The sequence below is a fragment of the Pantoea sp. RIT413 genome (assembly GCF_003057675.2).
In the GTDB taxonomy this organism is placed as follows: Bacteria; Pseudomonadota; Gammaproteobacteria; order Enterobacterales; family Enterobacteriaceae; genus Pantoea; species Pantoea eucrina.
On sequence record NZ_QBJB02000001.1, the window covers coordinates 133,550 to 147,835 of the forward strand.

15 protein-coding genes and 2 tRNA genes are annotated in these 14,286 nt (G+C 55.9%); 7 read left to right on the top strand and 10 right to left on the bottom strand.

Annotation, left to right across the window (positions count from 1 at the left end; all coding sequences use genetic code 11):
* The first annotated feature begins 4 nt into the window (after positions 1–4).
* Entirely contained in the window at positions 5–850 is an 846-nt protein-coding gene (locus tag DBY66_RS00655; protein ID WP_104085077.1) for an aldo/keto reductase, read from the top strand.
* Here DBY66_RS00655 and DBY66_RS00660 read toward each other — a convergent pair.
* A complete protein-coding gene (locus DBY66_RS00660) occupies positions 847–1,731 on the bottom strand; it encodes a D-hexose-6-phosphate mutarotase (protein ID WP_039384696.1) in 885 nt (294 codons plus the stop codon). The genes DBY66_RS00655 and DBY66_RS00660 overlap by 4 nt on opposite strands.
* 72 nt (positions 1,732–1,803) lie before the next feature.
* Positions 1,804–2,802 (bottom strand): glyceraldehyde-3-phosphate dehydrogenase, encoded by a 999-nt coding sequence (gapA, locus tag DBY66_RS00665; protein WP_039384694.1) that lies wholly within the window; start codon positions 2,800–2,802, stop codon positions 1,804–1,806.
* Between the two features lie 338 nt (positions 2,803–3,140).
* Between gapA and msrB the strand changes: the two genes are divergently transcribed.
* Positions 3,141–3,551 carry a peptide-methionine (R)-S-oxide reductase MsrB gene (gene msrB, locus DBY66_RS00670; protein WP_039384692.1) on the top strand — a complete coding sequence of 137 codons (411 nt, stop codon included), beginning with the start codon at positions 3,141–3,143 and terminating at the stop codon, positions 3,549–3,551.
* Between the two features lies 1 nt (position 3,552).
* The gene (locus DBY66_RS00675; RefSeq protein WP_039384691.1) at positions 3,553–3,834 is read left to right on the top strand and encodes a DUF1315 family protein; all 282 of its coding nucleotides are present in this window, start codon (positions 3,553–3,555) and stop codon (positions 3,832–3,834) included.
* Between the two features lie 30 nt (positions 3,835–3,864).
* On the opposite strand, the gene pncA is transcribed toward DBY66_RS00675, so the two are convergent.
* The 3 genes from pncA to sppA all read right to left on the bottom strand — a co-directional run bounded on the left by pncA (position 3,865) and on the right by sppA (position 7,443).
* Positions 3,865–4,473, bottom strand: coding sequence for a bifunctional nicotinamidase/pyrazinamidase (gene pncA, locus DBY66_RS00680; RefSeq protein WP_039384690.1), 609 nt, complete (start codon positions 4,471–4,473; stop codon positions 3,865–3,867).
* A 15-nt stretch (positions 4,474–4,488) separates the two neighbouring features.
* Positions 4,489–5,502 (bottom strand): asparaginase, encoded by a 1,014-nt coding sequence (ansA, locus tag DBY66_RS00685; protein ID WP_039384688.1) that lies wholly within the window; start codon positions 5,500–5,502, stop codon positions 4,489–4,491.
* A gap of 84 nt (positions 5,503–5,586) precedes the next feature.
* Positions 5,587–7,443: a signal peptide peptidase SppA gene (gene sppA / locus DBY66_RS00690; RefSeq protein WP_108569370.1), complete on the bottom strand. Its 1,857-nt coding sequence runs from the start codon at positions 7,441–7,443 to the stop codon at positions 5,587–5,589.
* A gap of 171 nt (positions 7,444–7,614) precedes the next feature.
* Here sppA and DBY66_RS00695 point away from each other — a divergent pair, with 171 nt between their 5' ends.
* The 3 genes from DBY66_RS00695 (at position 7,615) to DBY66_RS00705 (ending at position 10,528) form a co-directional block, all read left to right on the top strand.
* Positions 7,615–8,166 carry an NAD(P)H nitroreductase gene (locus DBY66_RS00695; RefSeq protein ID WP_039384682.1) on the top strand — a complete coding sequence of 184 codons (552 nt, stop codon included), beginning with the start codon at positions 7,615–7,617 and terminating at the stop codon, positions 8,164–8,166.
* Positions 8,167–8,312: 146 nt separating this feature from the next.
* Positions 8,313–10,232, top strand: a complete 1,920-nt coding sequence (locus DBY66_RS00700; RefSeq protein ID WP_039384680.1) for a DNA topoisomerase III — start codon at positions 8,313–8,315, stop codon at positions 10,230–10,232.
* A complete protein-coding gene (locus DBY66_RS00705) occupies positions 10,229–10,528 on the top strand; it encodes a YnjH family protein (protein ID WP_039384678.1) in 300 nt (99 codons plus the stop codon). The genes DBY66_RS00700 and DBY66_RS00705 overlap by 4 nt, the downstream gene beginning before the upstream one ends.
* Before the next feature lie 33 nt (positions 10,529–10,561).
* Here DBY66_RS00705 and xthA read toward each other — a convergent pair whose 3' ends face one another.
* The 5 genes from xthA to DBY66_RS00730 form a co-directional block, all read right to left on the bottom strand.
* Entirely contained in the window at positions 10,562–11,368 is an 807-nt protein-coding gene (gene xthA / locus DBY66_RS00710; RefSeq protein WP_108569369.1) for an exodeoxyribonuclease III, read from the bottom strand.
* A 145-nt stretch (positions 11,369–11,513) separates the two neighbouring features.
* A tRNA-Tyr gene (locus tag DBY66_RS00715) sits at positions 11,514–11,598 on the bottom strand.
* Positions 11,599–11,641: 43 nt separating this feature from the next.
* Positions 11,642–11,726 (bottom strand) — tRNA-Tyr (locus DBY66_RS00720).
* 157 nt (positions 11,727–11,883) lie between these two features.
* Positions 11,884–12,732, bottom strand: a complete 849-nt coding sequence (purU, locus tag DBY66_RS00725) for a formyltetrahydrofolate deformylase (RefSeq protein WP_039384674.1) — start codon at positions 12,730–12,732, stop codon at positions 11,884–11,886.
* 56 nt (positions 12,733–12,788) lie between these two features.
* A complete protein-coding gene (locus tag DBY66_RS00730) occupies positions 12,789–13,244 on the bottom strand; it encodes a YchJ family protein (protein WP_039384671.1) in 456 nt (151 codons plus the stop codon).
* Positions 13,245–13,340: 96 nt separating this feature from the next.
* Between DBY66_RS00730 and rssA the strand changes: the two genes are divergently transcribed.
* On the top strand, positions 13,341–14,240 hold the full coding sequence (rssA, locus tag DBY66_RS00735) for a patatin-like phospholipase RssA (protein ID WP_108569368.1): 900 nt from the start codon (positions 13,341–13,343) through the stop codon (positions 14,238–14,240).
* Positions 14,241–14,286 lie beyond the last annotated feature (46 nt).

Consider the following 14,286-nt stretch of genomic DNA (forward strand, 5'->3'; position numbering starts at 1 on the left):
GATGATGCAAAACGTCTGGATCAATGGTGCTTCGCTGCCCGCTATCGGGCAGGGAACCTGGTATATGGGGGAAAACCCCGCGCTGCGTGCTCAGGAGATCGCTGCGCTGCAGGCGGGGCTTGCTGCCGGATTACAGGTGATAGATACGGCCGAAATGTACGCTGACGGGGAAGCTGAGAGAGTGGTGGGTGAAGCGCTGCAGGGACGACGTGATAGCGCCTGGCTGGTTTCCAAAGTCTATCCGTGGAACGCCAGCGAAGCTGATATCACCGGAGCCTGTGAGCGCAGCCTGCAGCGACTTAAAACCGACTACCTCGATCTTTATCTGCTGCACTGGCGCGGTAATATCCCGCTGGAGGAGACCCTTCGCGGCATGGAGAAACTGGTGGCGCAGGGAAAGATACGCAGCTGGGGCGTATCAAATTTTGACAGCGATGATATGGAAGAGCTGTGGGCAGAAGAGGGCGGCTTCTCCTGCGCGACGAACCAGGTGCTGTATCATCTTGCATCCCGCGGCATTGAGCATACGCTGCTGCCGCTCTGCCAGCAGCGCGCCATGCCGGTAATGGCTTATTGCCCGCTGGCCCAGGCGGGGCGGCTGCGACAGGCGCTGTTTGATAATGCGCAGCTGCTGGCGCTGGCACGGGATAAGCAGATTAGTGTGGCGCAGCTGCTGCTGAGCTGGGCGATCCGGCATGAGGGTCTCATAGCGATACCTAAAGCAGGCAGCGTCGCGCACGTTCAGGAAAACGCTGCGGCGCTGAACATCACGCTCAGCGCCGAAGAGATCGCGTTGCTCGACCAGCTGTTTCCTGCTCCGCAGCAGCGCGTGCCGCTGGATGTGGTTTAAGCTGGCTTAGCGCTGCGCACGCGTAAGGTTGTCCCCAGGCGGGCAGGTGTTTCGCCCGCGCTTTTTAGCGGCTTAGTGATGCGCGCCGTCTCGACGCAGACCATGCGCTTGTAGCCATCATTCGGCATATCCGCCATGCTGCAGGAGAGTTCAGGACCCGGGTTCCAGGTGACAACGTCACTTTGATAGTGATGATAAACTTCAATCTGCCTGCCGCCGCTGCTGTCTTTGATCACGCTGCACTCGTCAGGCGCAGTATAAATACGGTCAATCCGTCCCGGGTAGCGCTGTACGCCGCTACTGTTTTCACCCGGTGAGTTATCCGCCACTTTATCGATAAACGTCTTACCCAGCCCGCTGACTGCGGTCTCAGCGATATCCGCTACGCTAAAATAAGCATGCAGCGCGGCTGTCGCGTCGAAATCGCCCCAGGCTTCAAGTTCAATCTCGCACTGATCGGCCAGCCGGAAACGGGCCAGCAGCGTAAAGTCGTGAGGCCAGAGCTTTTTCGTCTGGCTGTTACTTTCCAGCGTAAAGGTCAGCATGACGGCATCGTCATTTTCATCGTGTGCTGTCAGCGTCCATGGCTGGGTGCGGGCAAATCCGTGAGCCGGTTCACCGGCAGGGCCAAACCACGGCCAGCAGATCGGCACGCCGCCGCGAATCGCTTTACCTGCTTTAAACGCACTTTTATCACTCAGCCAGAGAACAGGCTGCTGACCGCTGGGCTGCCAGGCGAGCAGATGCGCGCCCTGAAGCGCGATAGCTGCACGAACTTTCGGATGACTGATAATCACGACCGGCAGGTCATCCTGCTGACGCAGCGACAGGTAAGGGGTTATCTGCTCTGTCACAGGCAGTGTAAAAAGCGTATTTGGCATCGTTCAGCCTCTGTTTATCTGGTCGAAAAAAAAGGGCGACCGAAGTCACCCTTATTGATATAGCCTGGTCGCTTATTTAGCAGCAACCAGAGCAATCAGGTCGAGAACCTTGTTGGAATAACCGGTTTCGTTATCGTACCAGGAAACCAGTTTCACAAAGTTATCATTCAGCGCGATACCTGCTTTGGCATCGAATACTGAAGTCAGTACTTCGCCGTTGAAGTCAGTAGAAACCACGTCATCTTCAACATAGCCCAGTACATCTTTCATTTCGCCTTCTGAAGCCGCTTTGATAGCTTCACAGATCTCTTTGTAGGTCGCTGCTTTTTCCAGACGAACGGTCAGGTCAACCACAGAGACGTTAGGCGTAGGAACGCGGAAAGCCATACCGGTCAGTTTACCGTTCAGCTCTGGCAGTACTTTACCAACCGCTTTTGCTGCGCCAGTAGACGATGGGATGATGTTCTGTGCTGCACCGCGGCCGCCGCGCCAGTCTTTATGTGACGGACCATCAACGGTTTTCTGGGTAGCAGTGGTGGCGTGAACGGTGGTCATCAGGCCTTCAACGATACCGAATTTATCGTTGATGACTTTTGCCAGCGGTGCCAGGCAGTTGGTGGTGCAGGATGCGTTAGACACGATATCCTGGCCAGCATATTTATCAAAGTTGGCACCGCGTACAAACATCGGGGTGTCATCTTTAGATGGACCGGTCAGAACCACTTTCTTTGCACCGGCAGAGATATGCTTACGTGCGGTTTCGTCAGTCAGGAAGATCCCGGTTGCTTCAGCAACAACGTCAACGCCTGCTTCGTCCCACTTGAGGTTAGCCGGGTCTCTCTCAGCGGTAACACGGATTTTTTTGCCGTTAACAATCAGCGCGCCATCCTGTACTTCTACGGTGCCGTCAAAACGACCATGGGTAGAATCGTACTTCAGCATGTAAGCCATGTAATCGGCGTCGAGCAGATCGTTGATCGCGACGATTTCGATGTCTGAACGCTGCTGAGCAGCACGGAAAACGATGCGACCGATACGGCCAAAACCGTTGATACCTACTTTGATAGTCATATATTCCACCAGCTATTTGTTAGTGAATAAAAGGTTGGCTGTAAAATTACAAAAACCTTACCAGGCGTCAAGCGGAATCGTGTCAATTGTTGCGACAGGTCAATTCCAACGCCAGGAATAATCTGTATTGCAACCGCTTGCGCGCCGATTTTACAGCGCGTCTATCTTACGCTGATTAGCGTGTGAAAAGGGAAGTTTGTCACAAAGAGTGATCGTCATCACAAAACCACGCTGCAGCGACCAGGGCAGAAAAGTTCGCACAAAAAAAACGTCGGGCAATGTTGTCCGTTTGTTAGAATAGTAGCTGATTTCTACAGAAAGATACTCTGGAAGCAAAAATGGCAAAAGATACCGCATCTGAAGCAAAAATCGGCCAGCTGTCGGAAATGCAGCGCTACGTCACGCAGCATCGGGGTACCGAACCACCCTTTACCGGCGCGCTGTTGCACAACAAGCAGGATGGCATTTATCACTGTCTGGTCTGTCAGGCACCGCTGTTTCTGTCAGAAAGCAAATATGATTCAGGCTGTGGCTGGCCCAGTTTCTACCAGCCGGTCAGCGATGAGGCGATACGCTACCTTGAAGACGACTCGCACGGCATGCACCGGGTTGAGATCCGCTGCGGCAGCTGTGACGCGCATCTGGGGCATGTTTTTCCGGATGGCCCGCAGCCTACCGGTGAGCGCTATTGCGTTAACTCCGCCTCGCTGAGCTTTACTGACGAACAGGGCAAACAGCAGGAGGGATAGAATGAATCAGGAACTGAATGCGATGCTGGATGCGATGACGCCTGAGATCTATGCACGTCTGGCAACCGCCGTTGAGACGGGTAAATGGCCTGATGGTGTTGCATTAACGCAGGAGCAGCGCGAGCACTGTCTGCAGCTGGTCATGCTGTGGCAGGCGCGTCATAACGACTCACCTCAGCATATGAGCATTGCCAAAGGGGGAGATATTGTGACCAAATCTAAAAAGCAGCTGAAAGAAGAGTTTGGCATCGAGCCGGATGTCACGCGCATCAATCTGCACTAAGAAAACAGGCTGGAATACCCAGCCTGTTTTTCAGATTATTTCCGCACCCTGCGCCTGCATTTGCGCCAGCGCAATGTCACTGTCTTCCGGATTGAGATTCACGCCGCGGCAGCCCTCTTTAACGACCTGAACGTGATACCCGAGCTCCAGCGCATCCAGCACGCTATATTTCACACAGTAGTCAGTCGCAATCCCCAGCATAACCAGATGCGTGATATCGCGTTCGCGCAACCAGTTATCCAGTTCAGTTTTGCGCCGGTGTCCGTTATCGAAAAAGGCGCTGTAACTGTCGACATCAACGTCTCCACCTTTGTGAAATACGGCGTCAATCAGAGAGCGATCGAGGTCGGGATGAAAATCTGCGCCCGGGCTGTTTTCGATACCGTGGTCCGGCCACCAGATTTGCGCCAGCCCGTTAAGCTCACCCAGCGTGTAGACAGGCTCACCGGACACTGAGGCAAAGCTGCCATGATTTGCCGGATGCCAGTCCTGCAGGGCCACAACACATTCGCCGCGCTGGCGAAATTCACGCGCATAGCGATTCGCTACCGCCACAGTCTGATCACCTTCGCGCACGGCCATCGGACCGCCGGGGCAAAAGTCATTCTGGATATCGATAATTACCAATGCCCGCTTCATATCATTTTGCTCCGTTCAATCTTCAGTCAGTTCGCCACGTAAGTTCTGCTGCATTCTGGCACGAATTTCATCGGGGCTAAGGTCCTGACTCAATAAATAGTGCAGTTTTGTTAACGTGGCCTCAACGGTGAGGTCAAAACCGCTGATCACGCCAGCATGCTCCAGCGCATTGCCGGTGGCATAGCCGCCCATATTCACTTTGCCGGACATACACTGCGTCAGGTTAACCACGATAATCCCGCGTTCGCTCGCCTGCTGCAGCTCATGCAGGAACTCCGCATTTTGCGGCGCATTGCCCACGCCATAAGAGCGCAGAATCAGCGCCTTAACCGGCTGGCGCAGGAAGTTGCGCACAACGTCTGCAGAGATGCCCGGATAAATGGTGACCACGCCAATAGGCTGCGGGGTAATGGGATGAACCACCAGCTCGCCCGTCTGCTGTGGCGCGGGAGAGGTGTTCAGACGGCGGATATGGATACCCGCTTCCAGCAGCGGCGACAGATTTGGCGAGGCGAAGGCGTTAAAGCCGTCGGCGTGCGCTTTGGTGGTACGGTTGCCGCGGAACAGGGTGTTATTGAAAAACAGTGCCACTTCATTGATCGGATAGTTAGCCGCCACGTAGAGGGAGTTCAGCAGATTTTGCTGACCGTCAGAGCGCAGTTCCGCCAGCGGGATCTGCGATCCGGTGACGATGACCGGTTTTGCCAGATTTTCCAGCATGAAGGAGAGAGCCGATGCGGTGAAAGCCATGGTATCGGTTCCATGCAGAATAACAAAACCGTCATAGGCGTCATAATTCTGGCGGATATCATCTGCGATTGCCTGCCAGTCCTGCGGCGTCATATCAGAGGAGTCGATAAGCGGGGCGTATTCATGAATCGTAAAATCCGGCATCTCCGGCCGGTGAAACTCAGGCATATTGGCCAGCTGCTGCTGAAGGTGGCCTGATACCGGTACATAGCCCTGCGCAGAGCGCTGCATCCCGATAGTACCGCCCGTGTAGGCTACATAGATATTTTTCTTTTGCATGAGTGTACTCAGACTTGCCGTAAAACGCGCAGTATAAGGGGATTGACAGGGAAAAGCAGCCCGACCAGCGGCCGGGCTGTAAAATTAGCGAACGCTGCCGCAATTCAGACAAAAGGCGTAACGATTTTGCGGATCGTTAAGCTTACCGAGCAGGCCCGGCTGCGACTGCATGGCGCTGACAACATCCTGCACCGGTGCGGGCAGCCAGATTTTCAGCGCGTCGGGCAGTACCGCCTGCGCCGAGGCGTTCATCTGATTAAGCAGCAGATCAAGCATACCGGGTTCATCCTGATACCAGTTCAGCGCAGGCTGTTTCACGCTGGCCAGCGAGGCAGCTTTCGCCACGGCGTCATCAAAATCACCCAGCGCGTCAACCAGACCATTGCCTTTGGCATCGCTGCCGGTCCAGACATGGCCCTGTGCAATCGCATCAATCTGCTCAGGCGTCTTATGGCGCGACGCAGCGACCAGACCGATGAAATTGCGATAGCCATTCTCAATCGTCAGCTGCATCAGCTGCTGTACCTCTGCAGGCAGCGTTTTGGTGGTAGCCACATCAGCGAGCGGTGAGGTGGCTACGCCATCCGTATGTACACCGATTGCGTCGAGGCTGTTTTCGACCGTATTAATCACGCCAAAAATGCCAATTGAACCGGTCAGCGTAGAAGGCGCGGCGATGATGTAATCTGCCGGCGTTGAAATCCAGTAACCTCCCGATGCGGCCATGCCTCCCATGGAGACCACCACCGGCTTACCGGCTTCATGCGCGGCGGCCAGCTCTTCACGAATCGCTTCCGATGCGGTGACGCTGCCGCCCGGGCTGTTTACCCGCAGCACGATAGCTTTAATGGCGGGATCGAGGCGTGCTTCACGGATCTGTGCGGCCGTCGTATCACCGCCGACATTGCCTGCGCTCTCTTCTCCATCCATGATCGCACCGCTGGCGAGGATCACCGCGATGTTGCCTTTTTGCTGCGCTGGCTGTTTCAGACGGTAGTCATAGATGCTGACATAGCGGTAGTCATTATTCGCTTTGTCCCAGCCAAAGGTTTTCGCCAGCGCCTGGTCAGCTGCCGCGCGTGAGCTCAGCGTATCCACCAGTTTGTTATTCAGCGCATATTTAGCGGTGTCACCCTGTACCGCCTCCAGTCCGCTGATCACGCCTGCCGCACCGGGAAAGAGCTGCTCTGGCGTAATCTGACGGTTGGCCGACACCGTATTGAGATAATTTTGCCATAGCTGAGTGATCCAGCGGCTGTCCGCATCGCGTGCATCCGGTGACATATTGTCGCGCAGGAACGGTTCAACGGCTGACTTATAGGTGCCTACGCGGAAAACGTGGGAAGAGACCTTCAGCTTTTCCAGCAGCGTTTTGTAATAGAGGCCGTTGGTCGCAAAGCCGTGCAGGTCAACCGTACCCTGAGGGGAGAGCCAGATTTTATTCGCGAAGCTGGCCAGGTAATACTGCGCCTGACTGTAGCTGTCACCCAGCGCATAAACCGGTTTACCGCTGTCGCGAAACTCCCGCAGCGCTTTACCGACATACTGCAGAGAGGGCTGATCGCCACCGGCAAAATCGCGCAGATCCAGCACGATACCGGTGATATTGCTGTCAGTTTTAGCCTGACGAATCGCATCAACCACATCAAACAAGGAGTTTTCCTGCAGGCGATCGCTGTTCGCGCCCAGCAGCTGACGGCTGATGCGGCTCAGACGGTTACTCACTGAAGGTTTATCCACCAGCATACCGCTAAGATCGACTTTTAATGCTCCCTGCTGGACCGGTTCACTGTTGCCGGCGCTCGACAGCTGCAGCCAGATGCCGACACCGGCCAGGATCAGGACAATGAGAAACAGGTTAAGGATAAATTCCCGGATAAAATTCAGAACCCGCCAGCTCCAGCGGAACAGACCGGTAATCATTCGCCACAATGTGCGCATAAACTCTCCATATTCACGTAGCCAGGGCCGGCAGCAGGCGTGCGGACCCCGATATCGGCATCATCCTAAAGAGCAGCGGCTGAAAAGTCAGCAGGAATTCGCACCAGACTGTTACAAAAGATCGCGCTGTGCCAGGATTAGCACATCATCAAAAGGCACAGGAGAACCCTTATGGATGCACTGGAGTTATTAACCAATCGCCGCTCAGCTTCGCGACTGACTGAACCCGCTCCGGCAGGTGAGGTGCTGCAAAACATTCTGCATGCCGGTATGCGGGCACCCGATCACGGTACGCTGCGCCCGTGGCGTTTCGTTATAGCGGAGAATGAGGGACGGGACCGGCTAAGCCGCGTGCTGGAGCAGGCCGCCCGCGAGAGCGCGCTGGATGAAAAAGCCATCGCGAAAGCGGCGGCGGCGCCGTTTCGTGCGCCCATGGTGATAACGGTCATTGCAGACTACAAGCCCTCTGAAAAAGTGCCGCAGTGGGAGCAGGTTGTCTCTGCGGGCTGTGCCGTTATGGCGATGCAGATGGCCGCGCTGGCTCAGGGGTATAACGGCATCTGGCGCAGTGGCCCCTGGACCGACCATCCTCACGTGCGGGCGGCGTTCAACTGCAAAGAAAAAGATGCCATTGTGGGCTTTCTCTATCTCGGCACGCCGCAGCTTAAAGCCAGCACCACGGTTGTCGCACCGGATACCACAGAGTTTGTCTCCTGGTTTTGATTCTCTCGCCTGCAATCTGGCAGAATTGCAGGCGTCGTGCGCAAAAGCGCCGCATCCGTGCAGAGAAAGCTTACCTCCAGCAGGCCGCCAGGCTACCATCGCTTCACTGTTTTCGTTAAAGCTAAAAGAAAGGATTTGCGCCTTCCATGCGTCTATTTATTGCTGAAAAACCGAGCCTGGCGCGCGCCATCGCAGATGTTTTGCCAAAGCCGCATCGCCGCGGAGAGGGCTATATCGCCTGCGGCAACGATCAGGTGGTGACCTGGTGCGTCGGGCATTTGCTGGAGCAGGCGCAGCCTGATAGCTACGACAGCCGCTATGCCCGCTGGAACCTGGCCGATCTGCCTATTATTCCTGAAAAGTGGCGTCTGCAGCCGCGCCCCTCGGTAGCGAAACAGCTGAAAGCCATAGAAGGCTTACTGCAGCAGGCCAGCGAAATTGTGCACGCCGGCGATCCGGATCGCGAAGGTCAGCTGCTGGTGGATGAGGTGCTGGACTATCTGCAGCTGCCGGCCGGGAAGCGCCAGCGGGTGCAGCGCTGCCTGATCAACGATCTTAATCCGGCGGCCGTTGAGCGTGCGGTGAGCCGGCTGCGCGAAAACCGCGAATTCATCCCGCTCTGCGTCTCAGCGCTGGCGCGTTCACGCGCTGACTGGCTGTATGGCATTAATATGACGCGCGCCTGGACCCTGCTGGGGCGTAACGCCGGCTATGATGGCGTTCTGTCGGTGGGGCGCGTGCAGACGCCGGTGCTCGGGCTGGTTGTGCGGCGGGATGAAGAGATTGAGCACTTTGTGCCCAAAGACTATTTTGAAGTGAAAGCGCACGTCGTCACGCCAAAAGAGGAGCGCTTCGTTGCCAGCTGGGTGCCAAGCGACGCCTGTGAGCCCTGGCAGGATGAAGAGGGGCGCGTCCTGCACCGGCCGCTGGCAGAGCATGTGCTGGCGCGTATTCAGGGACAGCCCGCGCAGGTAACCGGCTATAACGACAGGCGTGAATCGGAAACTGCACCGCTGCCGTTTTCGCTCTCCAGCCTGCAGATTGAAGCCGCAAAGCGTTACGGGCTGAGCGCGCAGAGCGTGCTGGACTGCTGTCAGCGTCTCTATGAGACGCATAAGCTTATTACTTATCCGCGTTCGGATAGCCGCTATCTCCCTGATGAGCACTACGCCGGTCGTCATGCCGTGCTGAAAGCGATCGCTGTGCATCAGCCCGATCTCACGCCACCTGCTGACTTCAATACGGAACAGAAAAACCGCTGCTGGGACGATAAAAAGGTCGATGCGCATCACGCTATTATTCCCACCGCGCGTACCGGCAAAGTCGCACTCAGCGACAACGAAGCCAGGATCTATGCGCTGATTGCCCGGCAATATCTGATGCAGTTCTGTCCGGATGCGCAGTTTCGCAAATGCGTTATCGATCTGGAGATCGGTGGTGGCCGGTTTGTGGCAAAAGCGCGGTTTCTGGCGGAAGCGGGGTGGCGCGCGCTGCTCGGGAATAAAGAGCGTGACGAAGAGAATGACGGCACGCCGCTGCCGGTCGTCGCTAAAGGCGATACCCTGCTGTGCGAGCGCGGTGAACTGCTGGAGAAGCAGACACAGCCGCCGCGGCCGTTTACTGATGCCACGCTGTTATCCGCCATGACCGGCATTGCGCGCTTTGTGCAGGATAAAGAATTAAAGAAAGTGCTGCGTGCGACCGATGGTTTAGGAACGGAGGCGACGCGGGCCGGCATTATTGAACTGCTGTTTCGCCGCACCTTCCTGGTTAAAAAAGGGCGCTATATCCACTCAACGGAGGCGGGCAGAGCCCTGATCCATGCGCTGCCGGAAATGGCGGCGCGGCCGGATATGACGGCGCAGTGGGAGTCAACCCTGACGCGCATCAGCGAAAAAAGCTGCCGCTATGATGAGTTTATGCAGCCGCTGGTGTCAACGCTGACCACGCTGATTGGCGAGGCGCGGCAGCGGCCTTCTTTGCAGGCGTTCAAAGGGCTGGCCGCCGCTTCGCCAGCGCGCGCGAAAGCCAAAAAACAGCGGCGAAAGCCAAAGGAGACGCAATGAGCGGGTATACAACAGGAGTGGCGCTGGCGCTGCTGATCTGCAGCACTACGGCGCTGGCAAACCGGATGCCGGAGCCGGGGCGGACGGGTAATACGGATGTGGTGGTGGATATGCCGGCGGAAGTCTGGACGCAGGGCCAGAATCGTCAGCAAAACAGCTGCCTTCAGTGCTGCATTTATGAAAACCGCAGCTATTCAGAAGGCGCAGTGGTTAAGGCCGAAGGGGTACTGCTGCAGTGCTCGCGGGATGAAAAGGTGCTGGGGACCAATCCGCTGCTGTGGAAAATCATTAAATAGTTAAGCGTGGCGCGCCGGCGCCACGCCTGACGTTTACAGATCGAACGTCGCCCAGACGGGAGCATGGTCAGAAGGTTTTTCCATGCCGCGAATGGCGTAATCGATACCGGCATCGACGCAGCGCGCGGCCAGCGGCTGACTGGCCAGCAGCAGATCGATGCGCAGTCCGCGGTTGTCATCAAATCCGCGCGAGCGGTAGTCGAACCAGGAAAAGCGATCGTTTGTCGTCGGGTTTCTGGCGCGCCAGGTATCGGTAAGACCCCACTGCAGCAGCCGATCCATCCACTCACGCTCTTCCGGCAGAAACGAGCATTTTCCGGTACGCAGCCAGCGCTTGCGGCTCTCCTCACCAATCCCGATATCCAGGTCAGTGGCGCTGATATTCATGTCGCCCATGATCAGCACCGGCTTGTCAGCGGCAGCGTGCTCCATCAGATAGCTCTGCAGATCGCGGTAGAATTTCTCTTTAGCCGGGAATTTAAGCGGGTGGTCGCGGCTTTCACCCTGCGGGAAATAGCCGTTGATAACGGTGATGTTACCTGCCGGGCTCGGTATCTCCGCCATAATCAGGCGTCGCTGGGCGTCAGCGTCATCGCCCGGAAAACCGCGCATGACCCGTACCGGTGCGTTTTTGGTAAGTAGCGCGACGCCGTAGTGACCTTTTTGCCCATGATAGAAGACGTGGTAGCCGAGCTGGCTGACCTCTTCCAGTGGGAACATCTCATCGTGAACCTTGGTTTCCTGCAGGCCGATAACCTCAGGCTGATGCTGTTCCACCAGCGCGGCCAGCTGATGAGGGCGGGCGCGCAACCCGTTGATGTTGAATGAAACAAATTTCATATCGCTGCCATTTTAATAACCTGTATGCGGCGCGATGGTAACGGCTTTTTGGCAAAAAGTCATGCCCGAAGCGGAGCAGGCAGCACAGTATCAGAGGGGAAGAGCAAACTGAGTTTTTTCAGGATGTAGCGAACGGAACAGGAGATGGTGGCGGGAGAAGGATTCGAACCTTCGAAGTCGATGACGGCAGATTTACAGTCTGCTCCCTTTGGCCGCTCGGGAATCCCGCCTGGGATATAAAGCTCAGATTCAGGCACTGCAGAGTGATTCAGATGGTGGCGGGAGAAGGATTCGAACCTTCGAAGTCGATGACGGCAGATTTACAGTCTGCTCCCTTTGGCCGCTCGGGAATCCCGCCACTTGCCTGAATCTTTGTGCCTGAAGGCGGGGCGCATCATATCAAATGCGTTCCGCCTGTAAAGCACCGGATGTAAAAATAAAACCTGTTTGCCCGTTTTTTACGCGTAGCGCTGAAGAGTTAGACAATTCAGCGCCCTGGCGCCAAAACGCCGCGCTTAAAGAATAATCGTGCGGTTGCCATAAACAAACACGCGCTGGCCGAGCACTTTATAGAGCGCGCGACTCAGCACGTTTTTTTCCACATCGCGTCCGGCGCGCATCATCTCTTCAGCGGTATAGCTGTGATCCACGTTAATGACATCCTGCATAATGATTGGACCTTCGTCCAGGTTGTCATTGACGTAATGCGCCGTTGCGCCAATGATTTTAACGCCGCGTTCATACGCCTGATGATAAGGACGCGCGCCGATAAAAGCTGGCAGGAACGAGTGGTGAATATTGATGATCTGGTTAGGGTAGCGCTGCACAAAAGCAGGCGTCAGCACGCGCATATATTTTGCCAGCACCACGTAATCAGGCTGATAGCGATCGATCTCTTCCGCCATGCGGTTGTCATGCTCTTCGCGCGTTTTGCCTTCATGGCTGACCAGCACAAAAGGAATATCAAAACGTTCTACCAGCGAGCGCAGCGTATCGTGATTGCCGATCACCGCAGCGATCTCCATATCCAGACCGCCAAACGCGCTTTTCATCAGCAGGTCACCCAGGCAGTGCGCCTCTTTTGTGACCAGAATAACGACGCGGCGGCGACCGGCAGTGTGCAGCTCACGCACCGAACCGGTCGGCAGAGCGCTATCCAGATCGGCCAGCAGCGTATTGTCGTTAAAAATGCCTTCCAGCTCGGTGCGCATAAAAAAGCGGCCGGTGCGGTGATCGACAAACTCATTGTTTTGCACAATGTTGAGCTCATGCTTGTAGCAAATGTTGGTGATCTTGGCGATCAGACCTTTAGCATCAGGGCAAATGGTCCGTAAAACTTTTCGTTGCAGTGTTTGCGCTTGCATCTCAGTCAAGGTCCTGTCAAAGCGATAAGGGTATTACCATTGCGGCGAAGCGGATGTCAGCCACAACATTTTTTGTATTTTTTGCCAGAGCCGCAGGGGCAGCGATCGTTACGCCCGATTGCTGGCGCTGTTCCATCCACATAGTACCAGCGACCCTCCTCCCGAAGAAAGCGTGAACGTTCAGCGATCGCTGACTCGCGCTCTTTTTCGCGGTAGCGCGCAAAAAAGGTCACAAAGGCTTCGTTCTCATGGATGCCATGATTACAACAGGTTACATTTAGTCCGAGCCACGTTGTACCGGCAAAACTTTCAGATAAACGCGCCGTCAGATCGACGCTGCGCTGGCTGGCGTGCCAGGTTTCTGTCAGATAAACTGCATTACCCGTGGCGTAGGCCGTATAGCGAGATCGCATCAGCTGTTCAGCACTTAGCGGGATGGCCTCGCCGTTTAAAAAGGGCTGACAACATACGCTATACTGCTTCCCGCTGCAGCAGGGGCACTTTTCGGACACATCATCTCCTGAGAGTGGTTAACGTTATCATAGGCGTGCGCTATGGTAGCCGACTGCGTGGCATGATGCTACGTACCAGCAGCATCACGAGGTAAGATGAGAAAGGTCAAGATTGGACTGGCTCTGGGGTCGGGCGCCGCGAAGGGCTGGGCGCATATCGGCGTCATCAATGCGCTGGAGCGTGCCGGTATTGAAATTGATGTGGTAGCGGGCTGCTCAGTCGGCGCGCTTGTTGGTGCCGCTTACACCAATGGTCACCTGGCAAAGATGGAGAAGTGGGTCAGCGCGTTTCGCTACTGGGATGTTATACGCCTGATGGATCTCTCCTGGCAGCGCGGGGGACTGTTGCGCGGCGATCGCGTTTTCAGTCATATTCGCCAGCTGATCCCGCATGACCAGATTGACGGCGGCCTGAAACCGTTTGGCGTGGTTGCCACCAACCTGAGTACCGGCCGTGAGCTCTGGCTGACTGAAGGCGATCTGCATCAGGCCGTGCGCGCTTCCTGTAGTATGCCAGGCTTATTACCACCTGTTGGCTACAATGGATACTGGCTGGTGGATGGCGCGGTGGTAAACCCGGTGCCCATCTCCCTGACGCGCGCACTTGGCGCCGACATTGTTATTGCGGTCGATCTTCAGCATGATGCGCATCTGATGCAGCAGGATCTGCTGTCGGTAACGCCGGAAAACGGCGATGACGCGGCAGAGGCGCTCTCGTGGGGTAAAAAATTACGTCAGCGTCTGATGGGATTTTCCCGCCAGCGCGCGGCGCATTCACCTGGCGCAATGGAGATCATGTCGACCTCAATTCAGGTGCTGGAAAACCGCCTGAAACGTAACCGTATGGCGGGCGATCCGCCGGATGTGCTGATTCAGCCGTTTTGTCCGCAGATTTCAACGCTGGATTTTCATCGTGCTGAAGAGGCGATGGCTGCCGGTAAGGCGGCCGTAGAGAAAAAAATGGATGAACTATTACCACTGGTCCGTAGCAGATAGTCAGTTGTTCATTCAGGGGGGTTGTCGCTGATGACAATAATTAAAG

Coding starts and splice junctions, on each gene's coding strand:
- DBY66_RS00655 (WP_104085077.1), top strand. CDS start 5: ATGCAAAACGTCTGGATCAATGGTGCTTCGCTGCCCGCTATCGGGCAG.
- DBY66_RS00660 (WP_039384696.1), bottom strand. CDS start 1,731: ATGCCAAATACGCTTTTTACACTGCCTGTGACAGAGCAGATAACCCCT.
- gapA (WP_039384694.1), bottom strand. CDS start 2,802: ATGACTATCAAAGTAGGTATCAACGGTTTTGGCCGTATCGGTCGCATC.
- msrB (WP_039384692.1), top strand. CDS start 3,141: ATGGCAAAAGATACCGCATCTGAAGCAAAAATCGGCCAGCTGTCGGAA.
- DBY66_RS00675 (WP_039384691.1), top strand. CDS start 3,553: ATGAATCAGGAACTGAATGCGATGCTGGATGCGATGACGCCTGAGATC.
- pncA (WP_039384690.1), bottom strand. CDS start 4,473: ATGAAGCGGGCATTGGTAATTATCGATATCCAGAATGACTTTTGCCCC.
- ansA (WP_039384688.1), bottom strand. CDS start 5,502: ATGCAAAAGAAAAATATCTATGTAGCCTACACGGGCGGTACTATCGGG.
- sppA (WP_108569370.1), bottom strand. CDS start 7,443: ATGCGCACATTGTGGCGAATGATTACCGGTCTGTTCCGCTGGAGCTGG.
- DBY66_RS00695 (WP_039384682.1), top strand. CDS start 7,615: ATGGATGCACTGGAGTTATTAACCAATCGCCGCTCAGCTTCGCGACTG.
- DBY66_RS00700 (WP_039384680.1), top strand. CDS start 8,313: ATGCGTCTATTTATTGCTGAAAAACCGAGCCTGGCGCGCGCCATCGCA.
- DBY66_RS00705 (WP_039384678.1), top strand. CDS start 10,229: ATGAGCGGGTATACAACAGGAGTGGCGCTGGCGCTGCTGATCTGCAGC.
- xthA (WP_108569369.1), bottom strand. CDS start 11,368: ATGAAATTTGTTTCATTCAACATCAACGGGTTGCGCGCCCGCCCTCAT.
- purU (WP_039384674.1), bottom strand. CDS start 12,732: ATGCAAGCGCAAACACTGCAACGAAAAGTTTTACGGACCATTTGCCCT.
- rssA (WP_108569368.1), top strand. CDS start 13,341: ATGAGAAAGGTCAAGATTGGACTGGCTCTGGGGTCGGGCGCCGCGAAG.